The sequence below is a fragment of the Phycisphaerae bacterium genome, assembly GCA_035275405.1.
GTDB lineage: Bacteria > Planctomycetota > Phycisphaerae > UBA1845 > UTPLA1 > DATEMU01.
Genome location: DATEMU010000005.1, coordinates 210,595 through 234,031, shown reverse-complemented (window position 1 = coordinate 234,031; position 23,437 = coordinate 210,595). Strand labels below are relative to the sequence as shown.

General features: G+C 62.0%; 18 protein-coding genes. 6 read left to right on the top strand and 12 right to left on the bottom strand.

Annotation, left to right across the window (positions count from 1 at the left end):
• Positions 1–161: 161 nt before the first annotated feature.
• Positions 162–584, top strand: coding sequence for a hypothetical protein (locus VJZ71_08830; protein ID HKQ48158.1), 423 nt, complete (start codon positions 162–164; stop codon positions 582–584).
• Positions 585–673: 89 nt separating this feature from the next.
• The gene (locus VJZ71_08825) at positions 674–1,036 is read left to right on the top strand and encodes a hypothetical protein (GenBank protein HKQ48157.1); all 363 of its coding nucleotides are present in this window, start codon (positions 674–676) and stop codon (positions 1,034–1,036) included.
• Positions 1,037–1,086: 50 nt separating this feature from the next.
• Here the strand turns inward: VJZ71_08825 and VJZ71_08820 are convergent, their stop codons facing one another.
• On the bottom strand, positions 1,087–3,888 hold the full coding sequence (locus tag VJZ71_08820) for a hypothetical protein (GenBank protein HKQ48156.1): 2,802 nt from the start codon (positions 3,886–3,888) through the stop codon (positions 1,087–1,089).
• Positions 3,889–4,048: 160 nt separating this feature from the next.
• Positions 4,049–6,811: a pyruvate, phosphate dikinase gene (gene ppdK, locus VJZ71_08815; protein ID HKQ48155.1), complete on the bottom strand. Its 2,763-nt coding sequence runs from the start codon at positions 6,809–6,811 to the stop codon at positions 4,049–4,051.
• A gap of 279 nt (positions 6,812–7,090) precedes the next feature.
• Between ppdK and VJZ71_08810 the strand changes: the two genes are divergently transcribed.
• Positions 7,091–8,404, top strand: a complete 1,314-nt coding sequence (locus VJZ71_08810) for an SBBP repeat-containing protein (GenBank protein HKQ48154.1) — start codon at positions 7,091–7,093, stop codon at positions 8,402–8,404.
• Between the two features lie 141 nt (positions 8,405–8,545).
• Positions 8,546–9,607 (top strand): VCBS repeat-containing protein, encoded by a 1,062-nt coding sequence (locus tag VJZ71_08805; protein HKQ48153.1) that lies wholly within the window; start codon positions 8,546–8,548, stop codon positions 9,605–9,607.
• 55 nt (positions 9,608–9,662) lie between these two features.
• Here the strand turns inward: VJZ71_08805 and VJZ71_08800 are convergent, their stop codons facing one another.
• Positions 9,663–10,364, bottom strand: a complete 702-nt coding sequence (locus tag VJZ71_08800) for a hypothetical protein (protein ID HKQ48152.1) — start codon at positions 10,362–10,364, stop codon at positions 9,663–9,665.
• A gap of 830 nt (positions 10,365–11,194) precedes the next feature.
• On the opposite strand from VJZ71_08800, the gene VJZ71_08795 reads away from it, so the two are divergent.
• Positions 11,195–12,526, top strand: coding sequence for an SBBP repeat-containing protein (locus VJZ71_08795; GenBank protein ID HKQ48151.1), 1,332 nt, complete (start codon positions 11,195–11,197; stop codon positions 12,524–12,526).
• Positions 12,527–12,588: 62 nt separating this feature from the next.
• Here the strand turns inward: VJZ71_08795 and VJZ71_08790 are convergent, their stop codons facing one another.
• The 4 genes from VJZ71_08790 to VJZ71_08775 form a co-directional block, all read right to left on the bottom strand.
• The gene (locus VJZ71_08790) at positions 12,589–15,633 is read right to left on the bottom strand and encodes a hypothetical protein (GenBank protein ID HKQ48150.1); all 3,045 of its coding nucleotides are present in this window, start codon (positions 15,631–15,633) and stop codon (positions 12,589–12,591) included.
• Between the two features lie 106 nt (positions 15,634–15,739).
• A complete protein-coding gene (locus VJZ71_08785) occupies positions 15,740–16,687 on the bottom strand; it encodes a type II secretion system F family protein (GenBank protein HKQ48149.1) in 948 nt (315 codons plus the stop codon).
• Between the two features lie 112 nt (positions 16,688–16,799).
• Positions 16,800–17,828: a type II secretion system F family protein gene (locus VJZ71_08780; GenBank protein ID HKQ48148.1), complete on the bottom strand. Its 1,029-nt coding sequence runs from the start codon at positions 17,826–17,828 to the stop codon at positions 16,800–16,802.
• A 53-nt stretch (positions 17,829–17,881) separates the two neighbouring features.
• Entirely contained in the window at positions 17,882–19,312 is a 1,431-nt protein-coding gene (locus tag VJZ71_08775) for a CpaF family protein (protein HKQ48147.1), read from the bottom strand.
• A gap of 574 nt (positions 19,313–19,886) precedes the next feature.
• Between VJZ71_08775 and VJZ71_08770 the strand changes: the two genes are divergently transcribed.
• Complete coding sequence (locus VJZ71_08770; protein HKQ48146.1) at positions 19,887–20,339, top strand: GAF domain-containing protein; 453 nt, start codon at positions 19,887–19,889, stop codon at positions 20,337–20,339.
• A gap of 8 nt (positions 20,340–20,347) precedes the next feature.
• Here the strand turns inward: VJZ71_08770 and yidD are convergent, their stop codons facing one another.
• From yidD to murJ, 5 genes are all read right to left on the bottom strand, one after another.
• Positions 20,348–20,569, bottom strand: coding sequence for a membrane protein insertion efficiency factor YidD (gene yidD, locus VJZ71_08765; protein ID HKQ48145.1), 222 nt, complete (start codon positions 20,567–20,569; stop codon positions 20,348–20,350).
• The gene (gene trmB, locus VJZ71_08760; GenBank protein HKQ48144.1) at positions 20,566–21,180 is read right to left on the bottom strand and encodes a tRNA (guanosine(46)-N7)-methyltransferase TrmB; all 615 of its coding nucleotides are present in this window, start codon (positions 21,178–21,180) and stop codon (positions 20,566–20,568) included. Before trmB ends, yidD begins: the two co-directional genes overlap by 4 nt.
• A 61-nt stretch (positions 21,181–21,241) precedes the next feature.
• On the bottom strand, positions 21,242–21,481 hold the full coding sequence (locus VJZ71_08755; protein HKQ48143.1) for a YgiT-type zinc finger protein: 240 nt from the start codon (positions 21,479–21,481) through the stop codon (positions 21,242–21,244).
• Positions 21,478–21,735 (bottom strand): DUF4258 domain-containing protein, encoded by a 258-nt coding sequence (locus VJZ71_08750; GenBank protein ID HKQ48142.1) that lies wholly within the window; start codon positions 21,733–21,735, stop codon positions 21,478–21,480. The genes VJZ71_08755 and VJZ71_08750 overlap by 4 nt, the downstream gene beginning before the upstream one ends.
• Positions 21,736–21,763: 28 nt before the next feature.
• Entirely contained in the window at positions 21,764–23,425 is a 1,662-nt protein-coding gene (murJ, locus tag VJZ71_08745; GenBank protein HKQ48141.1) for a murein biosynthesis integral membrane protein MurJ, read from the bottom strand.
• Between the last annotated feature and the right edge of the window lie 12 nt (positions 23,426–23,437).

Genomic DNA, 23,437 nt, shown 5'->3' with positions numbered 1-23,437 from the left:
GCTTTTCGCGCCGTAACTGCTTACCCAGAACCGAGTTCCTCCTCCGTACGCTTTCCACGCCGCGCCGGCCATTTTTTAGAGGGAGCGCTGGGCAAGTATGGGGGTTGCGGTGCGAGGGAGGCGAGGGGTATCGCCGACACGCCTGCACGGAGGATCTTGCGATGAAGCGTTTGATTTTGTTGGCGCCGATGGTGTTATCGGCGGGCTGCGGCAGTTTGTTCAACCAGCACGCGCAAATGATGGACGCCATGCGCGGCGTCATGAGCGACACGGCCGCGCGGCTCGGCGAGTCCGGAACGGGCCAGATCCAGGCGGGCGGGCACGTCATCAACCCCGGCCTGCGCGTGACTGGCGGGGTCGAGTACTACGCGACGGCGAGCTACGTGGGCCTGGCAGGCCAGGTGCAGGCGGCGATGTCCGGCGGTCTGAATCGGGCGGTCTCGCCGGAGATGGAGGCGCGGGCGTCGGCGATCTGGCGGGATGCGAGTCTTTCAGACGCCGAGAAACTGAGGCTGATCGGGGAGCTGTTGAAGCAATGGACCGCTAAGCCTGCTTCGGCCGACGACGCGACGAAGGAGGAGTAGGAATGATCCGTAGATGGCGCAGATGGACGCAGATGAGGAAAATTCAAGAGGCGACTGGCCTCCGGCGCTTCCCTTATCTGTGTTCATCTGTGTCAACTGCAGATTTCTTTCTTCTCTTCATTGCTGCATTAACCCTCGGCTCGTCCGGCTGCGTGGCGCATGGCACGAGTGCCGGTCGCGACGCCGACGCGAGCATCTCCGGCCTGCGCGCAGACGTACGGGAAATAAATGCGGCGATGGTCCAGCTAAAGTCGGACGTCCGCGCGGGCCGCGACGTGAATACCAACGACAAGTGGACGCTTCGACTCCTCGGCCTCGGCGTGATGCTATTGGGTCTGTCCTACCCCATCGGAAAAATGCTCTGGCTCGCCACAGGAGCCATTCAACGGAAAGCACGCTGGATGGTCCTCGCCGCCTCGCGCGCACGAACCGATCGAATACACACAACCTGATCGGCCCGGACTCCCGTCTCCGGTCAGCCGATAAACGTTGCGTCGGCTGCTTATGGACCGCACGTCGTGCCGGCCATAAGCAAGTCAGTGAATCGCCGAATATCCTGGCCATTCACGAAACCGTCAAAATTAACGTCCGCGCAGGGCGAAGGGACGATCCCCAATACCGCGTCGGTCAGGCTCGGTATGTCCAACGTCGAGATAAACCCCCCACCATTCGTATCGCCGAGGCAGAGGCAATCACAGGCGTCGTCAACGGTGTTGCCGCTCAGATCGCCGAGGCAAGGCAAACCTGAGTCATTAGGCTGACCACCGGGAAGCATGGCACAACAAACCGGATCGGTGTTTTGGCAATTGGCGCCGCCGCCGGTGCAGCACGCGGTGATGTTCGAACAAGCCGATCCCGCGCCGCCCGCCGTACCGCCGGCCTGGGCGCAGCAAACGGGGTCCAGGTTGGAACAGCCGCCGCCAGGCAGACAACATCGGCGTGTCGCCGTGCAACTCGTGCCGCCGCCGCCTGCCGTCCCCCCGGCGTTGGCACAGCAGACCGGGTCGAGATTCAGACATCCGCCCGATGGGAAGCAACACGCCTGGGTCGCGCCGCATGCCGTACCCGCGCCTCCGGCCGCACCGCCGACCGCGCCGCACGCGATCGGATCGGTGTTGAGGCAATTCCCCTCGGGGAGGCAACAGCGCTCGTTGGCGGCGCACGCCGACCCCGCTCCACCCGCGGCGCCGCCCGCCGCCGCGCAACAAATGGGATCGGTGTTGAGGCAGGAGCCGTCCGGCAAGACGCACAGTTGATTGCCCCCGCAGGCCGAGCCGGCGCCGCCCGGGGTTCCACCCGCCTGCCAACAGGCGGTAGGATCGGCGTTTGCACACGTGCCGTTGGGCAGGCAGCATCGTTCGTTGGCAGCACACGCGCTACCAGGCCCTTGGGGCACACCACCCTGCGAATTGCAGCAAACCGGCGACAGCATGAGGCATGTGCCATTGGGGAGATAGCAGGCCTCTGCGGCGGCGCATGCACTACCCGTTCCCTGAAACGCGCCGCCCGCCGCCACACAGTTCGCCCTCGTCTGAATATTGCAGACTCCGCCGCCCAGGCAACACGCGCCGGCGGCGCCGCACTGAGTACCGACGCAGGCTGTACCCACGCCTTGAGGAACCCCATTGATCGATTGACAACTGGCGGGCGGAAGGTCCCGGCAAAGGCCGCTTGGAAGACAACAGGCCTGATTCGCCTGGGGGGCGTCGCCGTCGGCGCGGACAAAATAGGGAACGACGCTCTGCGAGTTCAGGCCTCCGGCCCCGCGTGCCGCAAACGTGCCGTAATAGCGATTTCCGTTGGCCTTGAGTTGCTGGTAGTCACCGAGGATTCGCTGCCGATCATTGACCGCGCCGCTCGGAGCCATCGGCGAGGGCGCAACGAAATTGTTGAAGTTCACGAGAGAAGTCAGCGTCGTACTGGTGGCGAAAGCCGTGCTCGACTGGTGCAATCGAACGTCGTACGAATCCGTCGGTGGATGGTAGCGCGTAAACAGCAAACCGACTTCCCCGGAATTGAGCACGGCGAGGCAGGGCAGGGCATGGTCCTGATTGGCCGTCGACACGATAAACGCCGGTCCGATTGTATAAGCGCCTCCGCCTGCCGGAATGAGTCGTCGTACCACGAGCCAATTCAGATTATTCACCGGGTCCAACAGGCCGTAAGATGTATAAACCACTTGCGTGTTCGGATCGACCGCTATAGCGGTGATATTGCCGAGAAGCGTATTGTTCCCATTGGCGCCACCCGTGGGATCGCCCATCTTGAAGCCCGTGCCCTGCCGACTCGGCGCCATGGCGACGACGATGCCGCCGCCGGGCGCCCCTCCGCCTGGAATCGTCCAAGTGGCCCCCGCATTGGTGGATCGATTGACAATATACGTCACGAGCTTTACGGCTCCCGCTCCGGGTGAAACGGATTTGCCGTGGATGTTGTAAACAGTTCCTAAGCTGTCAACCGTGATCCGGTTGCCTGGATTAGTACCCTGCATCGGTTGATTGAGCAGATTGACGGGCAGATCCTGGGCGCCCGGGAAGTTCGGCGGCGAGGCTCCCAGCGACGCCGTGTTGCGAATCACGAAACGGCCCGGCACGACAAAGGGGGCCACGGCGGAAAAGGCCGAAAAATCGTCGTAGGCGACATACACATTGGTTTGCCCGGCGTTTGTCGGATCGCGGCCGGTCCAGAGCCAGGGCTGATCGGCCTGGCCGGCGCCGAAGCTGTTCGTAGGGACGGACGGAAGCGCGACATTCGCGGGGTTCCACGACCAACTAGCGGGATTCGTCGGGTTCGTGGATTGCCCCGTGTAGATGGCGTTTCCGCCGCCGACGCGGAGAAACGTCGCGTAGAAGACTCCGTTCTGACCGAAATCAGGCGTTTGATCGCAGGGGCAATTGTCCCCGACGGGCGAGCGCGGCTCAGGGATACTGAGATACTGGCCCCAGCCCAAGCCTCCATTGTTCGATACCCACATGGGCGCTTCACGACCCCCATCCCAAAAGCTGCCCGCGAACGAGAGAATGACGATCTGCTGTGGATTCACCGGATTGACAGCGATGCTGGGTTCCCCTCCAAGATTGCGATTGGCGAGGTTGAAGCCCGACGCGCCGGCGACATCGACCACCAGGACATTGGCTCGCGGCGTGAGCATGTACTGATCGGGAGGGAGCGGCTCGCGGGCCTTTTCCGGAGGGGGGCCTTGCTCGGGCCAGTCGGAACGGACGGCATCCTGTGCCTGTGCCATCAACGTATCGGCGAGTCCATTGAGCGCGAGGACACAGCACGCAACGGCGATTCGCTTCATTTCCACTCCTCCATTCGGCCCGGTCTTGAAATAGAGCGACCATTGATATGGAAAGGGGCAGCCGACTTCGCGATCAGCATATCACAAACGCACGCGCCGATTCAAGCGTCGTCAGATGGCGAACGACTGTTAGAGATGACAAGGTAGAAATGACACGAATCTAGTTTTGCTTTTTCTTGCGCGAATAGGGGTTTTCCCTAATCGCCACTTGCGCCGCGGCCAGCCGGGCGATGGGCACGCGATACGGCGAACAACTGACGTAGTCCATGCCTGCTTCGTGGCAGAAGTACACCGACGCCGGATCGCCGCCGTGTTCGCCGCAGATGCCGATCTTCAGGCCCCGCTTTGTCGAACGGCCCTTCTGGATGGCGTGCTCGACGAGTTGGCCGACGCCGTCGCGATCGATCGTCTGGAAGGGATCGGCCGCGAAGATCGCCGCCTTTTCCTGGTTCACATAGTCCGGCAGGAATCGCCCGGCGTCATCGCGCGACAGGGCCATGACCGTCTGCGTCAGGTCGTTTGTCCCGAACGAGAAGAAGTCGGCGACTTCGGCGATCTTGTCCGCTGTCAACGCAGCGCGGGGCGTCTCGATCATCGTCCCAACGAGATAGGGAACCTTGACGCCGGCGACGCGCAGGACTTCTTCGGCGACCTGTCGCGTCTGGTCTGTCAGGATTTTCAGTTCCTTGGCATCAATGCACAGGGGGATCATGATCTCCGGGGTGACCTTTACGCCGCGTCGGCGGCACTCGACGGCGGCCTCCATGATCGCCCGCACCTGCATCTCCAGGATTTCGGGATAGGTAATCGCCAATCGGCAGCCGCGATGGCCGAGCATGGGATTGGCCTCGTGCAATTGCTCGACACGGCGGCGGATTTTTTCGTATTCCACGTTGAGGCGATTCGCCAAATCCCGCTGCTTGTCCTCGTCGTGCGGAACGAACTCATGCAGCGGCGGATCGACGAGGCGGATCGTGACCGGCCGGCCGGCCATCGCCTCGAAGATGCCGATGAAGTCCTGCCGCTGGAAGGGCAGCAATCGATCGAGCGCGGCCCGCCGCTCATCCTGCGTCTCGGCGACGATCATCTGCTGGATGGCCAGCCGCCGCTCCTCGGTATCGAAGAACATGTGCTCCGTGCGGCAGAGGCCGATCCCCTCGGCGCCCATCTTCACGCCGTTCTCCGCGTCGTAGGGCGTGTCGGCGTTGGTCCGCACTTTCAATTGCCGCCGGGTGTCGCACCATTTCATCAATGTGTAGTACTCATTGGGCAACGTCGGCGTGACCAGCGGGATCTCGCCTTCGTAGATGGCCCCGGCAGAACCGTCGAGCGTCATGAACTCGCCGGCCTTCATCGTCTTGCCGTTGATGGAGAGCGACTGCTCGTCGTCGCTGATCTGAAGCTGATCGCAACCGACGATGCAGCACTTGCCCCAGCCGCGTGCGACGACCGCCGCGTGCGACGTCTTGCCGCCCGTCGCCGTCAGGATGCCCTGCGCCGCGTGCATGCCGCCCACGTCCTCCGGGCTCGTCTCGCGCCGTACCAGGATCACGCGCTTGCCCTCAGCGCTCCAGCGCTCGGCCTGCGGAGCCGTAAACGCGATCTGGCCGGTCGCCGCGCCGGGCACGGCATTGATGCCGATTCCCAGGTGCCGCGTGGAGAGGCTTTTGGCGTCAAAGGCCGGATCGATAATCGGGTAGAACAGTCGTTCGATATCCGTTCCGCTGATGCGCATCAGCGCTTGTTCGGGCGTGATGACGGGCTTAATCGCGGCGGCCGCATAGCGCTTGGGCAAATAGCCTTTTTTCACCAATCGGTTCGCCTCCGCCTTGGAAAGCAGCGGCTTGGTCGCCTGATCGACGGCGATCTTGAAAATGGCCGACGGCGTGCGCTTGCCACTGCGGCATTGGAGCATGTAGAGCTTGCCGCGCTCGACGGTAAACTCCAGGTCCTGCATGTCCTTGTAGTGCGTCTCCAGCATCACGCGGACGCCGCAGAGCTGCTCATAGACTTCCGGGTTTTCTTTGCCGAGCTGCGCCAGCGGGATCGGCGTGCGAATGCCCGCGACGACATCCTCGCCCTGCGCATTCATGAGCAGATCGCCGTAGAAAATGTTCTCGCCGCTGTTCGGATCGCGCGTAAAGCAGACGCCCGTGCCGCAGTCGTCGCCCATGTTGCCGAAGACCATCTGGCAGATGGTCACGGCCGTGCCCGGCAGGCCGTGGAACTTCTCGACCTCGCGGTACTTGACGGCCTTTTCGGCCATCCACGAATTGAAGACCGCCGAAATCGCGCCACGGAGTTGGTCGGCGGGGTCCTGCGGGAAATCCTCTCCCGTCTGCTCGCGGAAGAAGGCCTTGAACTCGTCGCACAGCTCGCGGAGATTTTCGGCCGTCAGGTCTGTATCAGCCTTGACGCCAAGCCGGGACTTCATCGCGTGCAGCTTGTGTTCGAGCGTCTCCTTGGACAGCCCCACCACGACCGTCGAGTACATCTGGATGAAGCGGCGATAGGAATCCCACGCGAAGCGAGAGTTGTTCGCGCACTGCGCCAGCCCCTCGACCGATCGATCGTTGAGCCCCAGATTCAGCACGGTCTCCATCATGCCGGGCATGGAGACCGGCGCGCCGGAACGCACCGAGACGAGCAGCGGATCGCGCGGATCGCCGAGCTTCTTCTTGCAAGCCTTCTCGAGCTTGGCGAGATTTTGCTGGACTTCCTTGTCCAGCCCCTTGGGCCACTTCTTGCCGCCGTCGTAATAGAGCTTGCAGGCCTGGGTGGTAATCGTGAATCCGCCCGGCACGGGCAGGCCGATGTGGGTCATCTCCGCGAGACCGGCGCCCTTGCCGCCGAGCAGCGCTTTTTGAGACCCTTTGCCCTCCGCCTTGCGATTGCCGAAAAAGAAAACGTATTTGGTAGGCACGTGCGTAGATTCCTCAGAAAAAGTGTGAAAGATCGCCCCGCCGCCGTACGGTGCGGTCGCTCTGGGGGGCCGATACTCGTCGTTGGATCAGGCTCACGCCCTCTGGCGTGGGATGATCGTGCGTTGGGGCATTACTTAACCGCTAAAACCCTCATTGTCAACGATTTAACCCCGGCCAAGGCTTGATCTCTCCTACGCGATTTAGTTACAATGACGGCAGTTTCGGTGTGGTTCTTCAGCGCGGATCCGCTGACGGATCTGAGGAGAGGAGTAGAGGCCATGCGTAACTCCATCTCTATTGCACTGGTTGCATTCGCATTGACACTTTGCGAGAAGGCCGCGACCGCCGGCACGCCCTACAGCATCGATTGGTCGCGACAGTTTGGGACGAACTTTACCGAGTTCGGACTCGACGTCGCAGTCGACCTTTCGGGTAATGTTTTTGCCACCGGATATTCCTCGGGCAATCTGAACGGTCAGCCTAACAGCGGATCCGGAACCTACGATGCCTATTTGACAAAGCACGATTCATCCGGATCGCTCCTTTGGACGCGCTTGATCGGAACATCGAGCGAAGACAGGGGCCATGAAGTCAGGGTTGATGCGGCAGGGAACGCCTTCGTCGCAGGACGAACGACGGGAAACCTCGCCGGCCTCGCCGGCGGGGAGGACGGCTTTGTTCGCAAGATTGATCCGAATGGAACAACGCTCTGGACAAGGCAATTCGGCACGTCGGCAGCCGACAGCGCCGAAGGCCTGTCGCTCGACAGCACGGGCAACGTCTATGTGTCGGGTTACACCCGCGGCAACTTGGACGGGCAGTTCAACTCCGGCGACACCGACGCATTTCTCCGCAAGTTCGATTCAAACGGTAATTTCCAATGGACCCGGCTTTTTGGGACGAACGTGCACGACGACTCAGTAAGCGTGTCGGTCGATCCCAGCGGCAACAGCTATTTCACGGGCATTACCAACGCAGGCCTCGGATCATGTGACATGTACCTCGCAAAATATGACTCTTCGGGTAATTCGCAATGGACGAACTTCCTTGGCTCTTCAAGCTGTGACGTTGCAACATCCGTGAAGGCGGACGCCTCCGGCAACATCTATCTTACCGGTCATACCACTGCCGCCTTCTTCGACGGACAGCCGAGCCACGGTAGCAGCGACGTCGTCCTCGTCAAATATAACAGCGCCGGATCGCGGCTCTGGACACGCCTTTTGGGCACCTCAAACATAGATCAGGCGTACGGTCTCGCGATCGACGACATATCCGGCGCCGTCTTTGTGACAGGAGAAACAAGGGGCAGCCTTGGAGGCCCAAATCAGGGCGACTACGACTATTTCCTCACCAAATGGGACCCCTCGGGCGTTCCACTGTGGACGCAGCAATTGGGGACAAACAGCGCTGACCTGGGAATGGGCCTCACCACTGATCCTTTCGGCCGCGTTTATGCAACAGGCTACAGTTCTGGCAGCCTTTTTGGTCCAAGCGCAGGTAATTCCGACGCTATACTAATTAAGTACACCCCCGAACCCGCAGCCTTCCTCATGATCGTCGGCCTGGCGATGCTACATCGTCGCCGTCGTTAAGCACCTGTCCTCGATTTCAGGTTTTTCCCCTGTCAAACCAGCGACATGTTGTTCAAGGCTTTCGTGACGCGGCTTGAGGCGCCGAGCGCGTCTCGTTAGACTGATTGCCTCGCAACTTGGGGGGCTCTGCTGGAGACAATCATGTTCGTTTTGAATCGCTGTTCGATCGTTGCCGCCCTGGCCCTCGTCACTCTCATCGGCTGCGAAACACCCCCGGTGCCTCCGCCACCGGACGACATGGACGAAGGAGTAGGGCCGCTGGTGCGGGTCATCGACTCGATGACTGAGCAGACCCACATGAGCTTTCTGGCCTTCGACAGTTCATTCCGGGGAGGCGTCCGCGTCGCCGCGGGGGATGTGAATGGCGATGGCACAGTGGACATCATCGTCGCCGCGGGCCCGGGCGCGGGGCCGCACGTCAAGGTGTTCAGCGGCGTGGACCAATCCCTCCTCCATAGCTTCAATGCCTACGGGCCGGAGTTCGGCGGAGGCGTCTATGTCGCGGCAGGCGATGTGAACGGCGACGGCCGAGCCGACATCATCACGGGAGCGGGCGCCGGCGGCGGGCCGCACGTAAAGGTCTTTGATGGAGCGAATGGCAGCCTGCTGGCCAGCTTCTTCGCCTTCGCGCCTAGTTTTGTTGGCGGCGTTCGCGTCGCGGCGGGGGATGTCGACGACGATGGGATGGCGGACATCATCACCGGCGCGGGGCCCGGCGCCGGGCCGCACGTGAGGGTCTTCGCCGGATCGGATCTGGCCATCCTGCACAGCTTTTTCGCATTCGGGCAGAGTTTTACCGGCGGCGTGTTCGTGGCCGCGGGCGATCTGAACGGGGACGGGGGGGCGGACCTGATCGTGGGCGCGGATGCCGGGGGCGGACCGCAGGTCAAGGTCTTCGACGGTCTGAGGGGCAGCCTACTGACGAGCTTTTTCGCCTTTGACACGGCGTTTGGCGGGGGCGTGCGCGTCGCGGCGGGGGACGTGAACGGCGATGGCACTGCCGACATCGTCGTGGGCGCGGGAGCGGGCGGGACCGGCGGGCATGTGCGGGTCTTCGGAGGGACCGATCAGATGATCCTGCAGGACTTCTTCGCGTTCGATCCGATGTTCGCCGGGGGCGTGTTCGTGGCCGCCGGGGATGTGAACGGTGACGGCCGGGCGGACGTGATCGTGGGCGCGGATGCCGAGGCGGATGGCATGTAAAGGCCTTCGGTGACTCAGGCCGCGTGACGTGCACACCGGCTCAAAGCAACACTTGCTAATCTCCTGAGAGAGGTTCAAGGTCCGTCGATCGGGGCGCTACGTCGGCCTCCACATCCTCCGCGCGCGGCATGAGCGGCGGCGGGCTGGGGGAGCGAGCGGATGCGCGAGCAGGATCGTTGGCGGAGTCCTGCGAATCTTCGGAGCAAGCGAGACGGAGGGGCTGGGCCGCGTCCGGGCGGGTGCGGAGTTTTTGCATCCACTCCAGGGCCTCTCGCTTGAGGCGGAAGTGGTCGCGGTCGAGGTCGAGGCGCTCGCGGACGACGCGGGCATCTTCGACGCGCCGGCACTCATCGAGGGCTACGCGGCGGAGGTCGACGGCGGTCTTGGCGCCCCGGCGATGCGCGGAGGTAAGGGCGGCGATTTCTTTCGTGCAATCGGCGCCACCGGTGTTGAGGAGGAGTTCGAGGAGGCGGCGGGAGAGGAGTTTCTGAATGGTCTCGTGGGTGTCGCCGTCATTCTCGGCGACAAGGTCAGCGGCCTCGGCGAGGTTGACGCGGTCGCGGAGGCGACGGGCGTAGCGGTAGAGGGCGGAGAAGGAGACGCCGTATTGGGCGAGTTCGAACTGCATCCAGACACTTTGGAAGGTGGGCGGGGTGCGATGGATGATGGCGAGGTCGAGCTGGCGGCGGACATCCGGGGGGATTTTTTCGAAGACGGAAGACTTGTTGTTTTCATGCGTTTTCTGAGGCGTGGCCATTGGTTCGATCCTCCCAGAGAGCGATTTGCCCGAAAGATAGTGAAAGATAGCGAAAAAACGGCTCGCGGGCGACCTTTCGAACTCAGCGCGGAATCGGCGCGGCGCCGGCAGCCAGTGATCAATAGTCAGCGGCCAGCGACCGGAGCGCGGCTTCACCGCTTCTTTTTTTGTCCTCAACCCATACTCTTGCCCAGCGCTCCCTCAATAACCGTGGTTCGTGGCCAGTGATTAGTTGTAGTGGGCGACGGGTGGATTTCGGCGTCGCAAGTCGCGATTGGAACGAGACTTCCATTGCAGGCACCCAGACCCTCGTCTTGGCTAGCATGCAAATTGCTGGGACTATTCTCGAGGCCGGTCCGCGGGCCGATCGGGCGCGCGGGGGCCGACGCGGATGGCATGTAGAGGCCGTCGGCGACTCGAGCGGCGGAAAACGGCAGGGAGCTTGTCGACGAGGGGGGAGTGGTTCTTGTCGTCGCCAAGAGCGACGGAAAATGGGAATGGATGATTTGCCCTGAACCGCAATCAGTGGCGTTTAAGGGCTTAAGCACTCCTCGCGGATTAGACTCACACCTCGCGACGTGGGATGACGGTATGGTGGCCCGAATCTAAGGGGGAGTCAACGATGTGTCAGCCAAAGCAGAGGGGTGTGGTCGGTTATACGTGGTCGGACACTTGGCTTGGTGATAAAATGAGATTGTTCGTCACGGCATTGGTACCGATTGGACATGATTCCGGTTCCATACACTCCTTCTGGCGCCCCATCTCGCCAGCCATTGGGTTTTCGCAGGTATCAGCGTTGGCGCGTTCGCGACCCTTTCGGAGGAGACAACATGAAAAACATCAACATTCTTGCAGCTGTTCTAGCGAGCTTTGGTGGCAATCCTGTGGCGCTAGCCGAGGAGCCATACAGTATTGAATGGGCCAGACAATTTGGAACCAACGCTTATGAAGCCGGGAACGCCGTAGCTACTGATCCATGGGGAAATATCTTCGTAACTGGTAATACGAACGGAAATCTAAATGGTCAGCCGTCTGCCGGTGGCACAGATGCGTTCCTGGCGAAGTTCAATGCCGCTGGCTCGGTGCTTTGGACGCGTCTGATCGGTACTTCAAACGGCGAGTCAGGTCTGGATGTAGCGATAGATCAGGCTGGCAATGCGATCGTGGCGGGCAGAACGCGACTTCCCGGTGGCAATGGCGACTTCGGAGCATTCGTAACCAAATTCGATACGACCGGTTCAACGATTTGGATAAATCAGTTTGGCACTTCAGCGCATGATCAGGCCCTCAGTCTTTCGGTCGATCCGGGAGGGAGCCTTTATTTGGCCGGCTACACGTCTGGGGATTTGGACGGGCAGACTAATTCTGGCGAGAAAGATGCATTTGTGCGGAAGCTTGATTCGGACGGAGTCTTTCAATGGGGTCGCCTCCTTGGAACAGCCTCCGACGAGGAAGCACAAAGCATCGCAGTTGATGCATTCGGTAACGCTTACGTCGCGGGCTTTACGGACGGCAGCTTAGGAGGAACGCAAAACAACGGGGGTCGCGACGCCTTCCTTGCGAAATATGACAACTCAGGAACCAGACAGTGGGTGACGTTATTGGGATCCCCGGCAACAGAGGGCGCGACCGCAGTGAGTGTTAATAACAGCGGCAATGTGTATTTGACTGGACACGCTGACGGCGATTTAGATGGGCAAACTGGCAGCGGCTTTGCCGATACTTTTTTGGCGAAATATGACGCAAATGGCTCGGGCCTTTGGACTAGACTTTTCGGATCAACTTTGAGCGACGATGCCTACGATTTAGCCGTTGATAACACAACTGGATCCGTTTTTGTCACGGGGTGGACGTATGGAGACCTAAGTTCAGTGAACCAAGGCACCTTGGACATGTTCATGACAAAGTGGAATTCAGAGGGCAGTCCAAGTTGGACGATACAGCTCGGGACCGATGGCTGGGATGAAGGAAAGGGTATAGCGGTTGATGGTTCAGGAAGTGTTTATTTGACCGGCAGCACGTCCAAGAGTCTGTTTGGACCCGACGCAGGTAACAATTTGGATGACGATGTTTTTCTGGTCAAGTTTACGCCAGAGCCTTTCGGCGCGGTCTTGTTGTTGCTTGGTTGGTTGACTGTTCCGAAACAGCGTTACGTTCGATAATAGATTTGCTGTCGGCAACGCGTCTTCTATACATTTGGACCGAGATCGAATCCCACATTATTTCAATGGCCGGAGACCGATTCAGGGGCTGTCGATCGGGGGGCTATGTCGGCCTCTGTTTCCTCCACGCGTGGGGTGAGCGGGGCGAGGCTGGGAGTGAGGAAGGCGTCGACAAAGGGGTGGATGTCGAGGCCGTTTTCGGCGCCGTCGCAATTCAGATCGCAGCGCGGGGTGTGATTGACATCCTGCGGCGAGCCGAGCAGTACGGCGACGAAGGCGGCGACATCGGTGAAATCCTCGTCGCCGTCGCTGTCGATGTCCACGCTGGGATCGCCCGGCACGCTGGCCGCATTGGCGGGGTCGCTGCACGCGTCCAGCTCTTCGCGATCGTAGAAGCCGTCGTCGTCGCGATCGATTCCGATCCGCGTCTCGGAGCCCTTGGGGACGATCGTGTAGGTCAGCTCGCTGCCCGGCGCAGCCGCGGCCTGTAAGGCCCCGCTTGTGATTGTCTCCGCGAAGCGATCGGACTGAAAATTGCCGCCGCCGTTGTAGCGATAGCCGCGGGCGATTCCGCCCTGCACTCCCTTGACGATGAGACCGACCTTGTTGGTGTTGGCCAGGCCGATCATGTCACTGATGAGCAGGATTTGTCCCGGCGCGGGACTGGTGTCGTCGATCAGCGTCGTCTGCCAGCCGACGGCGGCGTGCGTGTCCTTTCCGGCGACGCCCGGCGGCTCCAGCGGATTCGTCGGCGAGCCCTGCGGCAGGTCGGAACCGGCGAACGACAGCATGAACGCCACGAGGTCGGCGGTCTGCTGGTCCGACGTGACGTTGAAGACCGGCTCGTTGAGGAAGCGGGCCAGCGAATCGACGCTGCCGTCGTGCAGGAAGCCGAAGCCGGACCGGTTGGAAGTCTGGGTCATCTCGAAGCCGACCTTCTCGTGCATGTTGCGGAGGTGCGGGATCTTGATGCTCACGTTGGTCGAGCCATCCTGCGAGACCAGGGCCAAGTGATGCTCGCCGTTGGGACCCGGGGGCAGCGGTTGAAACGTTGGCGGGAAACCGGTGAATGCTCCGTCAAGCCCCATGCCGGTCGGCAGCGTATGGCAGGTCACGCACTGCACGGTATCCAGTCCGCCGGTTCGATACGCGGTCAGGCCGGTGACCGCGTTGCCATTCGGAAGCGGCTGACCGGCGGGCGCGAACCGGCCGGTCGTGAAGTGGCCCGGCAGGGGCAGATTCGAGGGCAGGCCGTTGTCCAGCGGCGTCACCGGATAGCGACCGGCGTTGCGAGACGGATTCGGCGGGAAATGTATTGTGGCCAGGAAGCTCTCGAACTCCTGCATGTCGGGGGATGGCAGGGGTAGATCGTCGCCTTGAAGGCCCGTGAAGGCGCCGGCGAATTCTTCGAGGCCGTTGCGATCGCCGCGCCAATGGTGCGGCTCCCTTCCGATGATGTCCTGCAGGGTCTGCGTCGTCATCGGTCCTTTCATGGGGTGCCAGTCCTGACAGCCGCCCAGCGGGCAGTTCTGGTTGAACGTCTTGACCGTCCCGTCGGGGTTGCCAAGATCCCAGGCCAGCCGGTCATTCCGCGCATCGACGTGGCACGACGCGCAGGCGATCTGCCCCAGGCCGGAGTTGCGGTGCGTGTCGTACAGATGCTTGCGGCCGATCTTGATCGCGATGGGCGAGGGGTCGTAGAAGCCCACATCGGTCAGGACCGTCTCCGTTGCGGTGTCGACGACCGACACTCGCGCCGCGAACTTGCTCAGGACGTACAGACGCCCGCGCGTCTCATCGAGCGCCAGGCCGGTCGGACCCTCGGCGACGTCAATGGTGACATCGAGGGGATTGCTCAAGAGCGGCTGTCGAGTCCCCGCCGCGTCGATGATGACCACGTTGTTCGAGCCCATGCCGGCGACGTAGCCGCGCGTGCCCGCGGCGTTCCAGACGATGGCCCGCGGATCGCCGAGTGACTTGTCGCGCTCGCCCTGCGGAATGGCGACGAACGGGACCGTCGTGCCATACGACAGGTGCTGATTCAGATCGCTGATTCCTACCGTCGCGGGGGTGGGCGTTACGCGGGCGAGATTGACGCGGAGGAAGCGGCCCTCCAGCACCGGTTCGAAGCGAACCTCGTTTGTCGCATCCGTCCCGACGAGCGTAATTTGTTCGTTCGCCGGGTTGACGGCCAGGGCCATGCCGATGTTCATCAGCCCGTTGGCGTAGCGGAGTGCGTGCGTCGTCGCGTCGATGATGGCGATGTCGTGGTCGAACAGGTCCCAGTCCGCCGGTCGGCCGCTGAGCGCGTGATTGGCCCCACTGACCATCGACGTCCAGTCGTGGGCATTGTCGTCCATCCATAGCCCTGCGCCATTCTTCTTGACGATGAGCCCGACGCCGGGCGGGGCGGGGTTGCCGGCGCGCTGCGGCGGCTTGAAGTTCGTGCCGTCGTTGGGCGGTGGGTTCACGCCTCCGTAGGGCCCGGCTGGATCGTTGACCACGTTCGGCGGAAAGCCGGTGCCCCCCATCGCGAGACCGCCGCCGAGGATGGTCGAGCGATTGCCCGACTCGAAGACGGCGACATAGACCTCTCCGCGCGCGACGTTGACGGCCATGGACCGCGGGTCTTCGCCGTCGATGGCGAGGGTCGCGAGGCGCGTGGCCGGGGCGGCGGTATCGAAGACGACGACGGTGTTGGCCTGCGAGCAGGAGACGAAGGCTTTTTGGGGCGACGAGCCAACGAACACCACGTCTGCGGGCTCATCGTCGGTGCGGATCGTGAATACCACGCGCATCGTTGCGAGATCGACGATGCTGATGCTGTCGGAGATGTGATTGACGACCCAGGCTTCGGTGCTGGTTCGTGCGCGGACGCTGACCGGGTCGAGTCCGACGGGGATCGCGCCGAGGTGCAGGGCTGCGCCGCTGGTGATGTCGAAGACTTCGAGGCGATTGTCGGCGGTGTTCACTGCGAGGAGCGTGTCGCCGTCGGGGGTGATGTCCAGCGGGTGGACATGCGGGTTTTCCCAGTTGACGAAAGGCTGGGCGAGAGCCGGCGGGACGGACAAACACAATACAACAACACACAGACCGATTCGTGGCATGGGAGGACCCCCTCAGCCTTCCATCATACCACGAAAACAATGGGGCAATGGGAATTCGGAATGCGGAAGTCGGAATGCCAATGGCACCGATAATTTCGCACTGAAGCTACTTGCTGATTCCGCCGCCGCCGAAGGTGTTCATGAGGTGGATCGCCGCCGGGCCGGCGAGGACGACGAAGATGGCGGGGAAGATGAAGAGGATGAGCGGGATGAGGAGCTTGACCGCCGTTTTCTGAGCGCGCTCCTCGGCCTTCTGGCGGCGCTTGGTGCGGAGGCTGTCGGCCTGATTGCGGAGGGCCTTGGCGACGCTGGTGCCGAGCTTTTCGGCCTGGGTGATGACGGCGATGAGGGCCCGCATCTCCGGCACGGCGGTGCGGTCGGCCATTTTCGTGAGCGCCTCGGCGCGCTTGATGCCCATCTGCGTTTCGATCGTGGCGATCTGCAATTCCTCGGCCAGCGCGGGATGGACGCTGCCCATTTCGTCGGCGACACGGAGGATTGTGGCGTCCAGCCCCAGACCGCTCTCCACGGCGACGACCATCAGGTCGAGCGAGTCGGGCAGACCGTTGCGGATGGCCTCGATGCGTTTGCGGATGCACTGGCTGAGCCACATGTTGGGGAGGAGGAATCCGGCGCCGACGCCGCCGATGACGAAGTACATGATTTCCTGCGTTTCCTTGTCGGCCGCGAAGGCATAGCCGAAGGTCGCCAGCGCGCACAGCGCCGCGCCCAATGTCTTGCTCGCCAGGAAGAGCACCGGCGCGGACTCGCGGCGATAGCCGGCGCTGGCCAGTTTCGCCTTCAACGTCGACTGCTCCTCGGCGTTTTTCGGCATGACCGGCCGGGAGAAGATGGGGGCGGCCTTTTCCAGGATCGACGGGCCGGCGGCGCGGAGGCGGGCCTTGGTCTGCAGGGTGGCCTTGTCGTCGTCCGGGCTGATGCCCGCCGTTCGCCGCAGGACGGTCTCGATCTTTTCGCGGCGCGCGGGCAGGAAGGAATAGGCCACCAGCCCGGCGGCGGCGAGTAACAGCGCGATGAGGATGAGCCATTCCATAGGAAAACCAGTTACGAATAGCGAATAGCGAATAGCGAAATACGGAGCGCGCGGTCCGCGTTAATTCGTAATCCACACTTCGAGATTCGCCATTTGCTCGTCGACATTTTTTCTAAACCTTGATATTCACGATTTTCTGGATCATGGCGAGACCCAGGAGCTGCGCCACGCCCGCGCCGATCAGCATGTAATTGCCGATGGGCTCGTCGAGCATGACGTTCGCGTAGTCCGGGTTGATGAACAGTTCGATGACAAACACGACGACGGGGAGCGCCAGGAGCACATAACCGGAGAGCCGGCCCTCCGCCGTCAGCGCCTTCACGGAGCCGAAGAGCTTGATGCGATCGCGGATGACGCTGCTGATGTTGTCGAGGACTTCGGCGAGGTCGCCGCCGGTCTGGCGCTGGATCAGGACGGCGGTGACAAAGAAGCGGACGTCGAGCAGGCCGACGCGCTTGGACATGTCCTTCATGGCATCCTCGATCTTGATGCCGAGGTTCTGCTCGTGAAAGACGCGGAGGAACTCCGTCCCCACAGGGTCGGGGAGCTGCTGGCCGATCAGGAGGATGGCGTTGGCGAGCGAATGGCCGGCGCGGAGGGCCTGGCTCATGAGCTCGAAGACGTCGGGCAACTGGTTGAGGAACTTGTTCATGCGAATGCGTTGTTTGATGACGAGCGCGATCAGCGGCAGCAGGAGACAGGCGCCCCCGATGGAAAGGCATTGCCACTGCGGGAGCTGAAACGTAAAGCAGATGATGTAGGCAACGGCCGAGGCCCCGATGATGTTGAGCAGCGCCGTCGTCGCCCGCCACGGCAGATTGGCCTGGTCGAGGACGCGTTGGAGCCACGGCATGAACGAGATTTGCAGCATCGCGGCGCCGATGGCCGTGGGTTGATCCTTTTGTCGCCGAAGGATCGATTCCTTGACCGCGCGGTCCTTGTCGGTCTCCGCCTCGGCGCCGACTTTTTCCTTGAGGCGATCGCTGACCCGCCGCACCTCGGGCTTGCGCAGATCGTGAATGAGGTTGTAGATCGCGTAGGCGAGGAGGACCGATCCGAAGATCGGCAGCACGTAGAGGCCGATCTTCTCCACGGTCTCGAGGTCGGCCGCCAGAATGTATATTTGCGTTGCCGCGATCACGCGTCACCTTTGTTCGACGCCGCTGCTCACCGTCCATCGGCGGCGGCGGTCACCTAACCTCGATGATCCTCCGCGAGGACCTGTCGTTCGAAGAGGGCCGTGTCCAGGTCGGCGCCGGCTGCCTTGAGCCGGTCGAGGAAACTGGGCCGCAGGCCTGTCGCCGTGAAACGACCGTACGCCTTGCCGGTGTTATCCAGGCCGATCTGCTCAAACTTGAAAATCTCCTGCATAGTGACGGCCTCGCCCTCCATGCCCTGAACCTCGGCGATGGACATGACTTTTCGCGGGCCGCCGGTCAGGCGCGCCGCGTTGATGATCAGGTGCACCGCGCTGGAGAACTGCTGGCGAATCGCCTTCACGGGGAGATCGAAGCCCGCCATCATGACCATGGTCTCGATGCGCTGGACGGCGTCGCGGACGCTGTTGGCGTGGATGGTCGTGAGTGAGCCGTCGTGACCGGTGTTCATGGCCTGGAGCATGTCCAGCGTCTCGGACCCGCGGCACTCGCCGACGACGATGCGATCGGGCCGCATGCGCAGGGCGTTGATGAGCAGTTCGCGGATGGCGATGCGGCCCTTGCCTTCGATGTTCGCGGGGCGCGATTCGAGGCGGACGACGTGGGGCTGGCGGAGGCGGAGTTCCGCCGCGTCCTCAATGGTGACGATTCGCTCGGTGTCCGGGATGAAAGACGAGAGGTTGTTGAGCAGCGTCGTTTTACCAGAGCCGGTACCGCCGGCCACGATGATATTCAGGTGCGCGACAACGCAGGCCCGGAGGAACTCGACCATGTGCGGCGTCAGGGAGTTGAAGCGAACGTAGTCTTCCCAGGTGATCGGATCAGTGCCGAAGCGGCGAATGGACATCGAGGGGCCGTCGATCGCCAGGGGCGGGATGACCGCATTGACGCGCGAGCCGTCCTTGAGCCGGGCATCGACCATCGGCGAGACTTCGTCGCAGCGCCGGCCGACGGAGGAGACGATCTTGTCGATGACGTGCATCAGGTGGGCGTTGTCCTTGAAGACGACGCTGGTCAACTGGAGCCGGCCTTTGCGCTCGACGTAGACCTGCTTGGGGCCGTTGATGAGGATGTCGCTGATGAGCGCGTCCTTGAGCAGCGTTTCCAGCGGCCCGAGGCCGAACGTTTCGTCGAGGATCTCAGTGACCAGGCGCTGGCGGTCGTTGAAGTTCAGCAAAGCGTCCTGTTGATCGCACAGGCCGGTGATGACCTGCTTGACCTCTTCGCGGACGTCGTCACCGCTGCGCTTGGACAGCGCGGCCAGGTCGAGCATTTCGACGAGCTGTTTGTGAACGCGTGATTTGAGTTCGGAGAATTCGTCATTGCGATCGGGCGCCGCCGGCGCGGCGGTGGGAGGAGGCGTGGCGGCGGTGGACGTTGGCGCGCCGCCCGACGACGCCGGAGATCCTTGTCCCGCGGCGGGGGCTTTGGGCATCTTGAGAACCGCGACTTTGGATCGACCGAACATAATGGCTCTCCCGATGTCAGGGCGATGCATCCGCCCGATATTGACGTCTTCGCGATGAGCGCGGATTGCGCCCACCTCGCCTCACATCGGCTGTTGGGCGGCGACCCTCGCGTTTGTTATTGGATGGGAATCAGACGTAAAAGAGAGGAGACTTAGCGGGCGTGCGGCAACAGCGGGCGCTTGCTCACCCCTGGTGCCGATAACCGGGCACACGTCCCAGTCGGCGACCGCGGCGATGGATGGAGGGACATCTTCCGCCGGGCCCGGCACCTCCGCGTTAGCCGAGGAGTAGAGCAACTAACCCAAAGATGGCGGCCAGCAGCGGGTTGATCAGAATAAGTATGAACCAGGCAGGATCCATCGTACACCTCAAATTCCGGCTTCGACTGGGTTCCGCGGCGCTCGCGGCCCCCTAATAAATCTTTGGCCCGCCACGCGAGAATTCAACGAAAATCGAAACTGGAGAATGTACGTAGTCGATGCGGGAATGAGCCGCATTGGTGCGTTAACATTAATTTTGTCTTAGGTGGGTTCGTATTGTGCTTTTCGCGCGGATGTCCGATAGTTTCCTTCGATGACGCGGAATTATCACGAATTGGCGGAGCGTTTGGCCGGCGTCCGCGGGGATCGCGACGAACGGATGCAGTCGTTCGTCGACATCGGTTGGGACGCGCTGCACCCGTCGGGCGTTTCGTGGATCGGTTTCTATTTGCATAAGGGCCAAAACGAATTGGTCCTGGGACCGCGCCGAGACAAGCCCGCCTGCTCGCCGATCGGCCTGCACGGGGCGTGCGGGCAGGCGTTGGTCAGCGGCCGACCGCTGGTCGTCCGTGATGTCGCGGAACTCGGCGCCAACTACATCGCCTGCGATCCGCGCGACCGGTCGGAAGTTGTCATTCCCTTGTTCGATGAAGGCGGCGAATGCTGGGGGGTGTTGGACCTCGACAGTTACGACGTGGGCGCGTTCACCGATTACGATGTGACCGGTCTGACGCTTCTGCTCCGCAATGCGGGACTAACAAAGTGATTGGCGTGTCACGGCACTGGATCGAACCCGCCGGCGCAACCCGGCCGGCAGCGGAGGATTCGGCGCAGCGCCATGCGGCCGCCGCGCCAGGGGCCGTGGCGCTCGATGGCTTCGACCGCGTACTCGCTGCACGTCGGCACGAACCGGCAGCCGCCGGCCAACAGTGGACGTACCGCGAATTGATAGGCGCGGATCAGGGTCACGAAGAGGCCGATCACGAGCTTGTTCACGAGGGCGCCCGACAAAACGCGAGGCGGAAGATTTTCCGACCCTCGCGCAGGTATTTCACTTCATAGTTCGTTTCCGTCCGCTCGCCGGCTGCGCCGAATTCGGCGTCGTCAAACGGAGTGGGGGCTAGTTCCCGCCGACCGGAGAGCACCGAGTGAATCTGCTCGAAATACTCGGCGTGGTCGGTCTGCACGGCCAATCGACCGCCGGGTTGGAGGACGCGAATCGCCGCTTCGACGAAGTCGGGCGTAAATACGCGCCGTTTGTGGTGCCGTTTCTTGGGCCAGGGATCGGGATGGTAGACATGCAATGCCGCGAGACACGCCGGCGGCAGGCGATGGATGACAAAGTGCTTGGCGTCGGTCCGCATGATCCGCACATTGGCCATGCCCCAGCGAGCCATGCGATCGGCCGTATATTGATAGAACTTGTTGGCCCACTCGATGCCGATGTAATTCCGCTCGGGGTGCGCCTTGGCCTGCCGCAGCAGGAAGCCTCCCTTGCCGCAGCCGATCTCCAGTTCGACGGGATGGTCGTTTCCGAAGAGCGCGGTCAGATCGACCGGTTGTGGAAGGGACTCGGCCACGACGGCGATGGAGTCAATGGCAATCATGCAATTAATTATAACGATCCGGGAAAACTAAGAGTGGCGGTCCACCGGCGCCGACGGTTTGTCAGTACGTTTCGAGGGGCACTTCCAATGTTCGCTCCGGTGGTTCGCCGGAGGAGAGGATAGACTCGACGCGCTTCAGAACCGGCGCGGCGTAATAGTGGGCCCCGCACCGATCGCAGACGCCGATCGGCACTCCTTCGAGGATCACGATGCCCCGATGGTGCGAGATCGGCTCGCGGTCGACGACCTGTTCGCGAACGGTGCCCTCGCAGTATTCACATCGAAAATCGTACAGGTTCATGGTTTGATCGCATAGACCGTGATGATAAGCATCGGTCCCTCGAATCGAGCGACCACACCCACGTCGGTCGTCAGGTCGCAGGCCTTGCCCACGATCTCATATCGACGGCCCCGGGGATCGTCATCAAAGGTCTGTGTTATTGTACCCGTCAGTACCGCTGATTCCACGTCGACAATGTCCAGGCGGTCGACTCGCATTTCCAGAACGGCATGTGAGGTCAAGACGTAGGTTTGGTCATGAACGGCCCGCCTCATGGCTGCCAATATGTCATGAGTCTTTCGGTCAGTCACGTGTTGGCGCCTCCAGAGCTTGAATGTCTTTGTGGCGACCCAAGATCCACGAGAGTTCGTCTGATTGCGTTACCTTCGCGGCCATGAGATAAACCAGCCCCGCCCCGACGAGCGGCACGAACACTTCCACCGCCCGGGCTCCGGAGCGGCCCAGTCCGGCGAGGTCCATCGCCGTCGTCAGTCGCAACAGCCACCATGCCGCGATTCCCGCCAGCGCACCGCCCACGATCATCTTGACCGATGACTTCGCAATGGCCCTTGCGCCGATGCGGCCTTGCATCCGTCGGCGCAAAAGCCAAACAGAGACCAAGACGTGCAGCGTCGAGGTTACGGATGTGCTGATTCCGAATGCCGCTTCGCGTATCGCGGGGTGCCAAAGGAGCGCGAGGCTCAACGCCATATTGACGGCGACGAGGCTGCAACCGATCCACATGGGCGTCAGCGTGTCTTTCAAACTATAGAACCCGCGGAGGAGGATGTGCTGCGCGCAGAACGCGGGCATTCCCAAGCCGTACCACTTGAGCACCCACGCCGCCCGCGCCGTCGCCTCGGGTCCGAAGCGGCCGTGCTCGAAGAGCAGCGCAACAATCGGCTCGGCCAGGAGTATGATCATGATTCCGGATGGCAGCCCCTCGAAAATCGCCACGCGGATGGACTGACCGAGCGTGTCACGGAGACCGGCGTAGTCCTCGCGGCTGGCGTAGAGGCTGAAGAGTGGGAAGACCGCCGTGGCCAGGGAGATGGCCAGTACGCCGAGCGGGAATTGATAGAGCCGTTGGGCATTGTTGACGGCAGAGAGGGCGCCTTCCGTTAGTGGATAGCTGATTGCATACCCGAAGAACGAGAAATTAGGCCCCTGCTCCGGGCCGCGCGTCAGAAAGGTGCAGATTTGCGCATCAAAAAAGACATTGAATAAGAGTACACCCTGTCCCAGCACGACGGGGAGAAACATGCGGGCAATCCGACGCACGTCCGGATGCCGATGATCCAGCGACCATAGAATTCGCACACCGTGCGCGCGGAGTACGGGCATGATCAGGACGATCTGCAGCACGCTTGCGGCAAGAACCGACAGCGCCACGCCATAGATCTGCTTCTCCAGGGCGTCGCCCATCATCGGCCCGATCACGAGCACACCGACGATGTTCATGAGATTGAGTACGATCGGGAGCAGCGCCGGAACGGTGAAGTGGTGCACGCAGTTCAGGATGCTCGAAAGAAGCGCGAGCATGCAGATCGAGATCATGAACGGAAGCATGACCGCGGTCAGTCCGAGTTGCAGCGTGCGCATCGGCCCACCGGGGGCGAATTGCCAGATCGCCAGGATGCCGAGTTCCAACAGGATCGTCGCGGCGCACAGGAGCAGCACCATCAACCCGGCCACGCGGCCGAGCAGCACCCAGGCGGCGGGCCGCCCTTCTTTGTCCAACGTTTCGGTGAAAACGGGAATAAAGATCGCCGAGAGGGCCCCTTCTCCAAAGAGTCGTCGAAAGAGATTGGGTACCAGGAAGCCGTAGTTGAAGGCGTCCTGTACCCACTTCTGACCGTATACATGATTAAGGGTGATGTCGCGGGCCAGTCCGGTGATCCGCGACAACAGCGTGCAGATTGCGATCAGTTTGGCGGACCAGAGGTACCGCGAGTCCCGCGCCATAGGCTGCGACTA

Excerpts from the sequence above, each read along its gene's own strand:
- VJZ71_08750 (HKQ48142.1), bottom strand. The coding sequence starts at position 21,735 with ATGAGGCGGGCCGTTCATGACCAAACCTACGTCTTGACCTCACATGCC.
- VJZ71_08775 (HKQ48147.1), bottom strand. The coding sequence starts at position 19,312 with ATGTTCGGTCGATCCAAAGTCGCGGTTCTCAAGATGCCCAAAGCCCCC.
- VJZ71_08755 (HKQ48143.1), bottom strand. The coding sequence starts at position 21,481 with ATGAACCTGTACGATTTTCGATGTGAATACTGCGAGGGCACCGTTCGC.
- VJZ71_08830 (HKQ48158.1), top strand. The coding sequence starts at position 162 with ATGAAGCGTTTGATTTTGTTGGCGCCGATGGTGTTATCGGCGGGCTGC.
- VJZ71_08770 (HKQ48146.1), top strand. The coding sequence starts at position 19,887 with ATGACGCGGAATTATCACGAATTGGCGGAGCGTTTGGCCGGCGTCCGC.
- trmB (HKQ48144.1), bottom strand. The coding sequence starts at position 21,180 with ATGATTGCCATTGACTCCATCGCCGTCGTGGCCGAGTCCCTTCCACAA.
- VJZ71_08785 (HKQ48149.1), bottom strand. The coding sequence starts at position 16,687 with ATGGAATGGCTCATCCTCATCGCGCTGTTACTCGCCGCCGCCGGGCTG.
- VJZ71_08795 (HKQ48151.1), top strand. The coding sequence starts at position 11,195 with ATGAAAAACATCAACATTCTTGCAGCTGTTCTAGCGAGCTTTGGTGGC.
- VJZ71_08810 (HKQ48154.1), top strand. The coding sequence starts at position 7,091 with ATGCGTAACTCCATCTCTATTGCACTGGTTGCATTCGCATTGACACTT.
- VJZ71_08805 (HKQ48153.1), top strand. The coding sequence starts at position 8,546 with ATGTTCGTTTTGAATCGCTGTTCGATCGTTGCCGCCCTGGCCCTCGTC.
- murJ (HKQ48141.1), bottom strand. The coding sequence starts at position 23,425 with ATGGCGCGGGACTCGCGGTACCTCTGGTCCGCCAAACTGATCGCAATC.
- VJZ71_08790 (HKQ48150.1), bottom strand. The coding sequence starts at position 15,633 with ATGCCACGAATCGGTCTGTGTGTTGTTGTATTGTGTTTGTCCGTCCCG.
- VJZ71_08800 (HKQ48152.1), bottom strand. The coding sequence starts at position 10,364 with ATGGCCACGCCTCAGAAAACGCATGAAAACAACAAGTCTTCCGTCTTC.
- VJZ71_08820 (HKQ48156.1), bottom strand. The coding sequence starts at position 3,888 with ATGAAGCGAATCGCCGTTGCGTGCTGTGTCCTCGCGCTCAATGGACTC.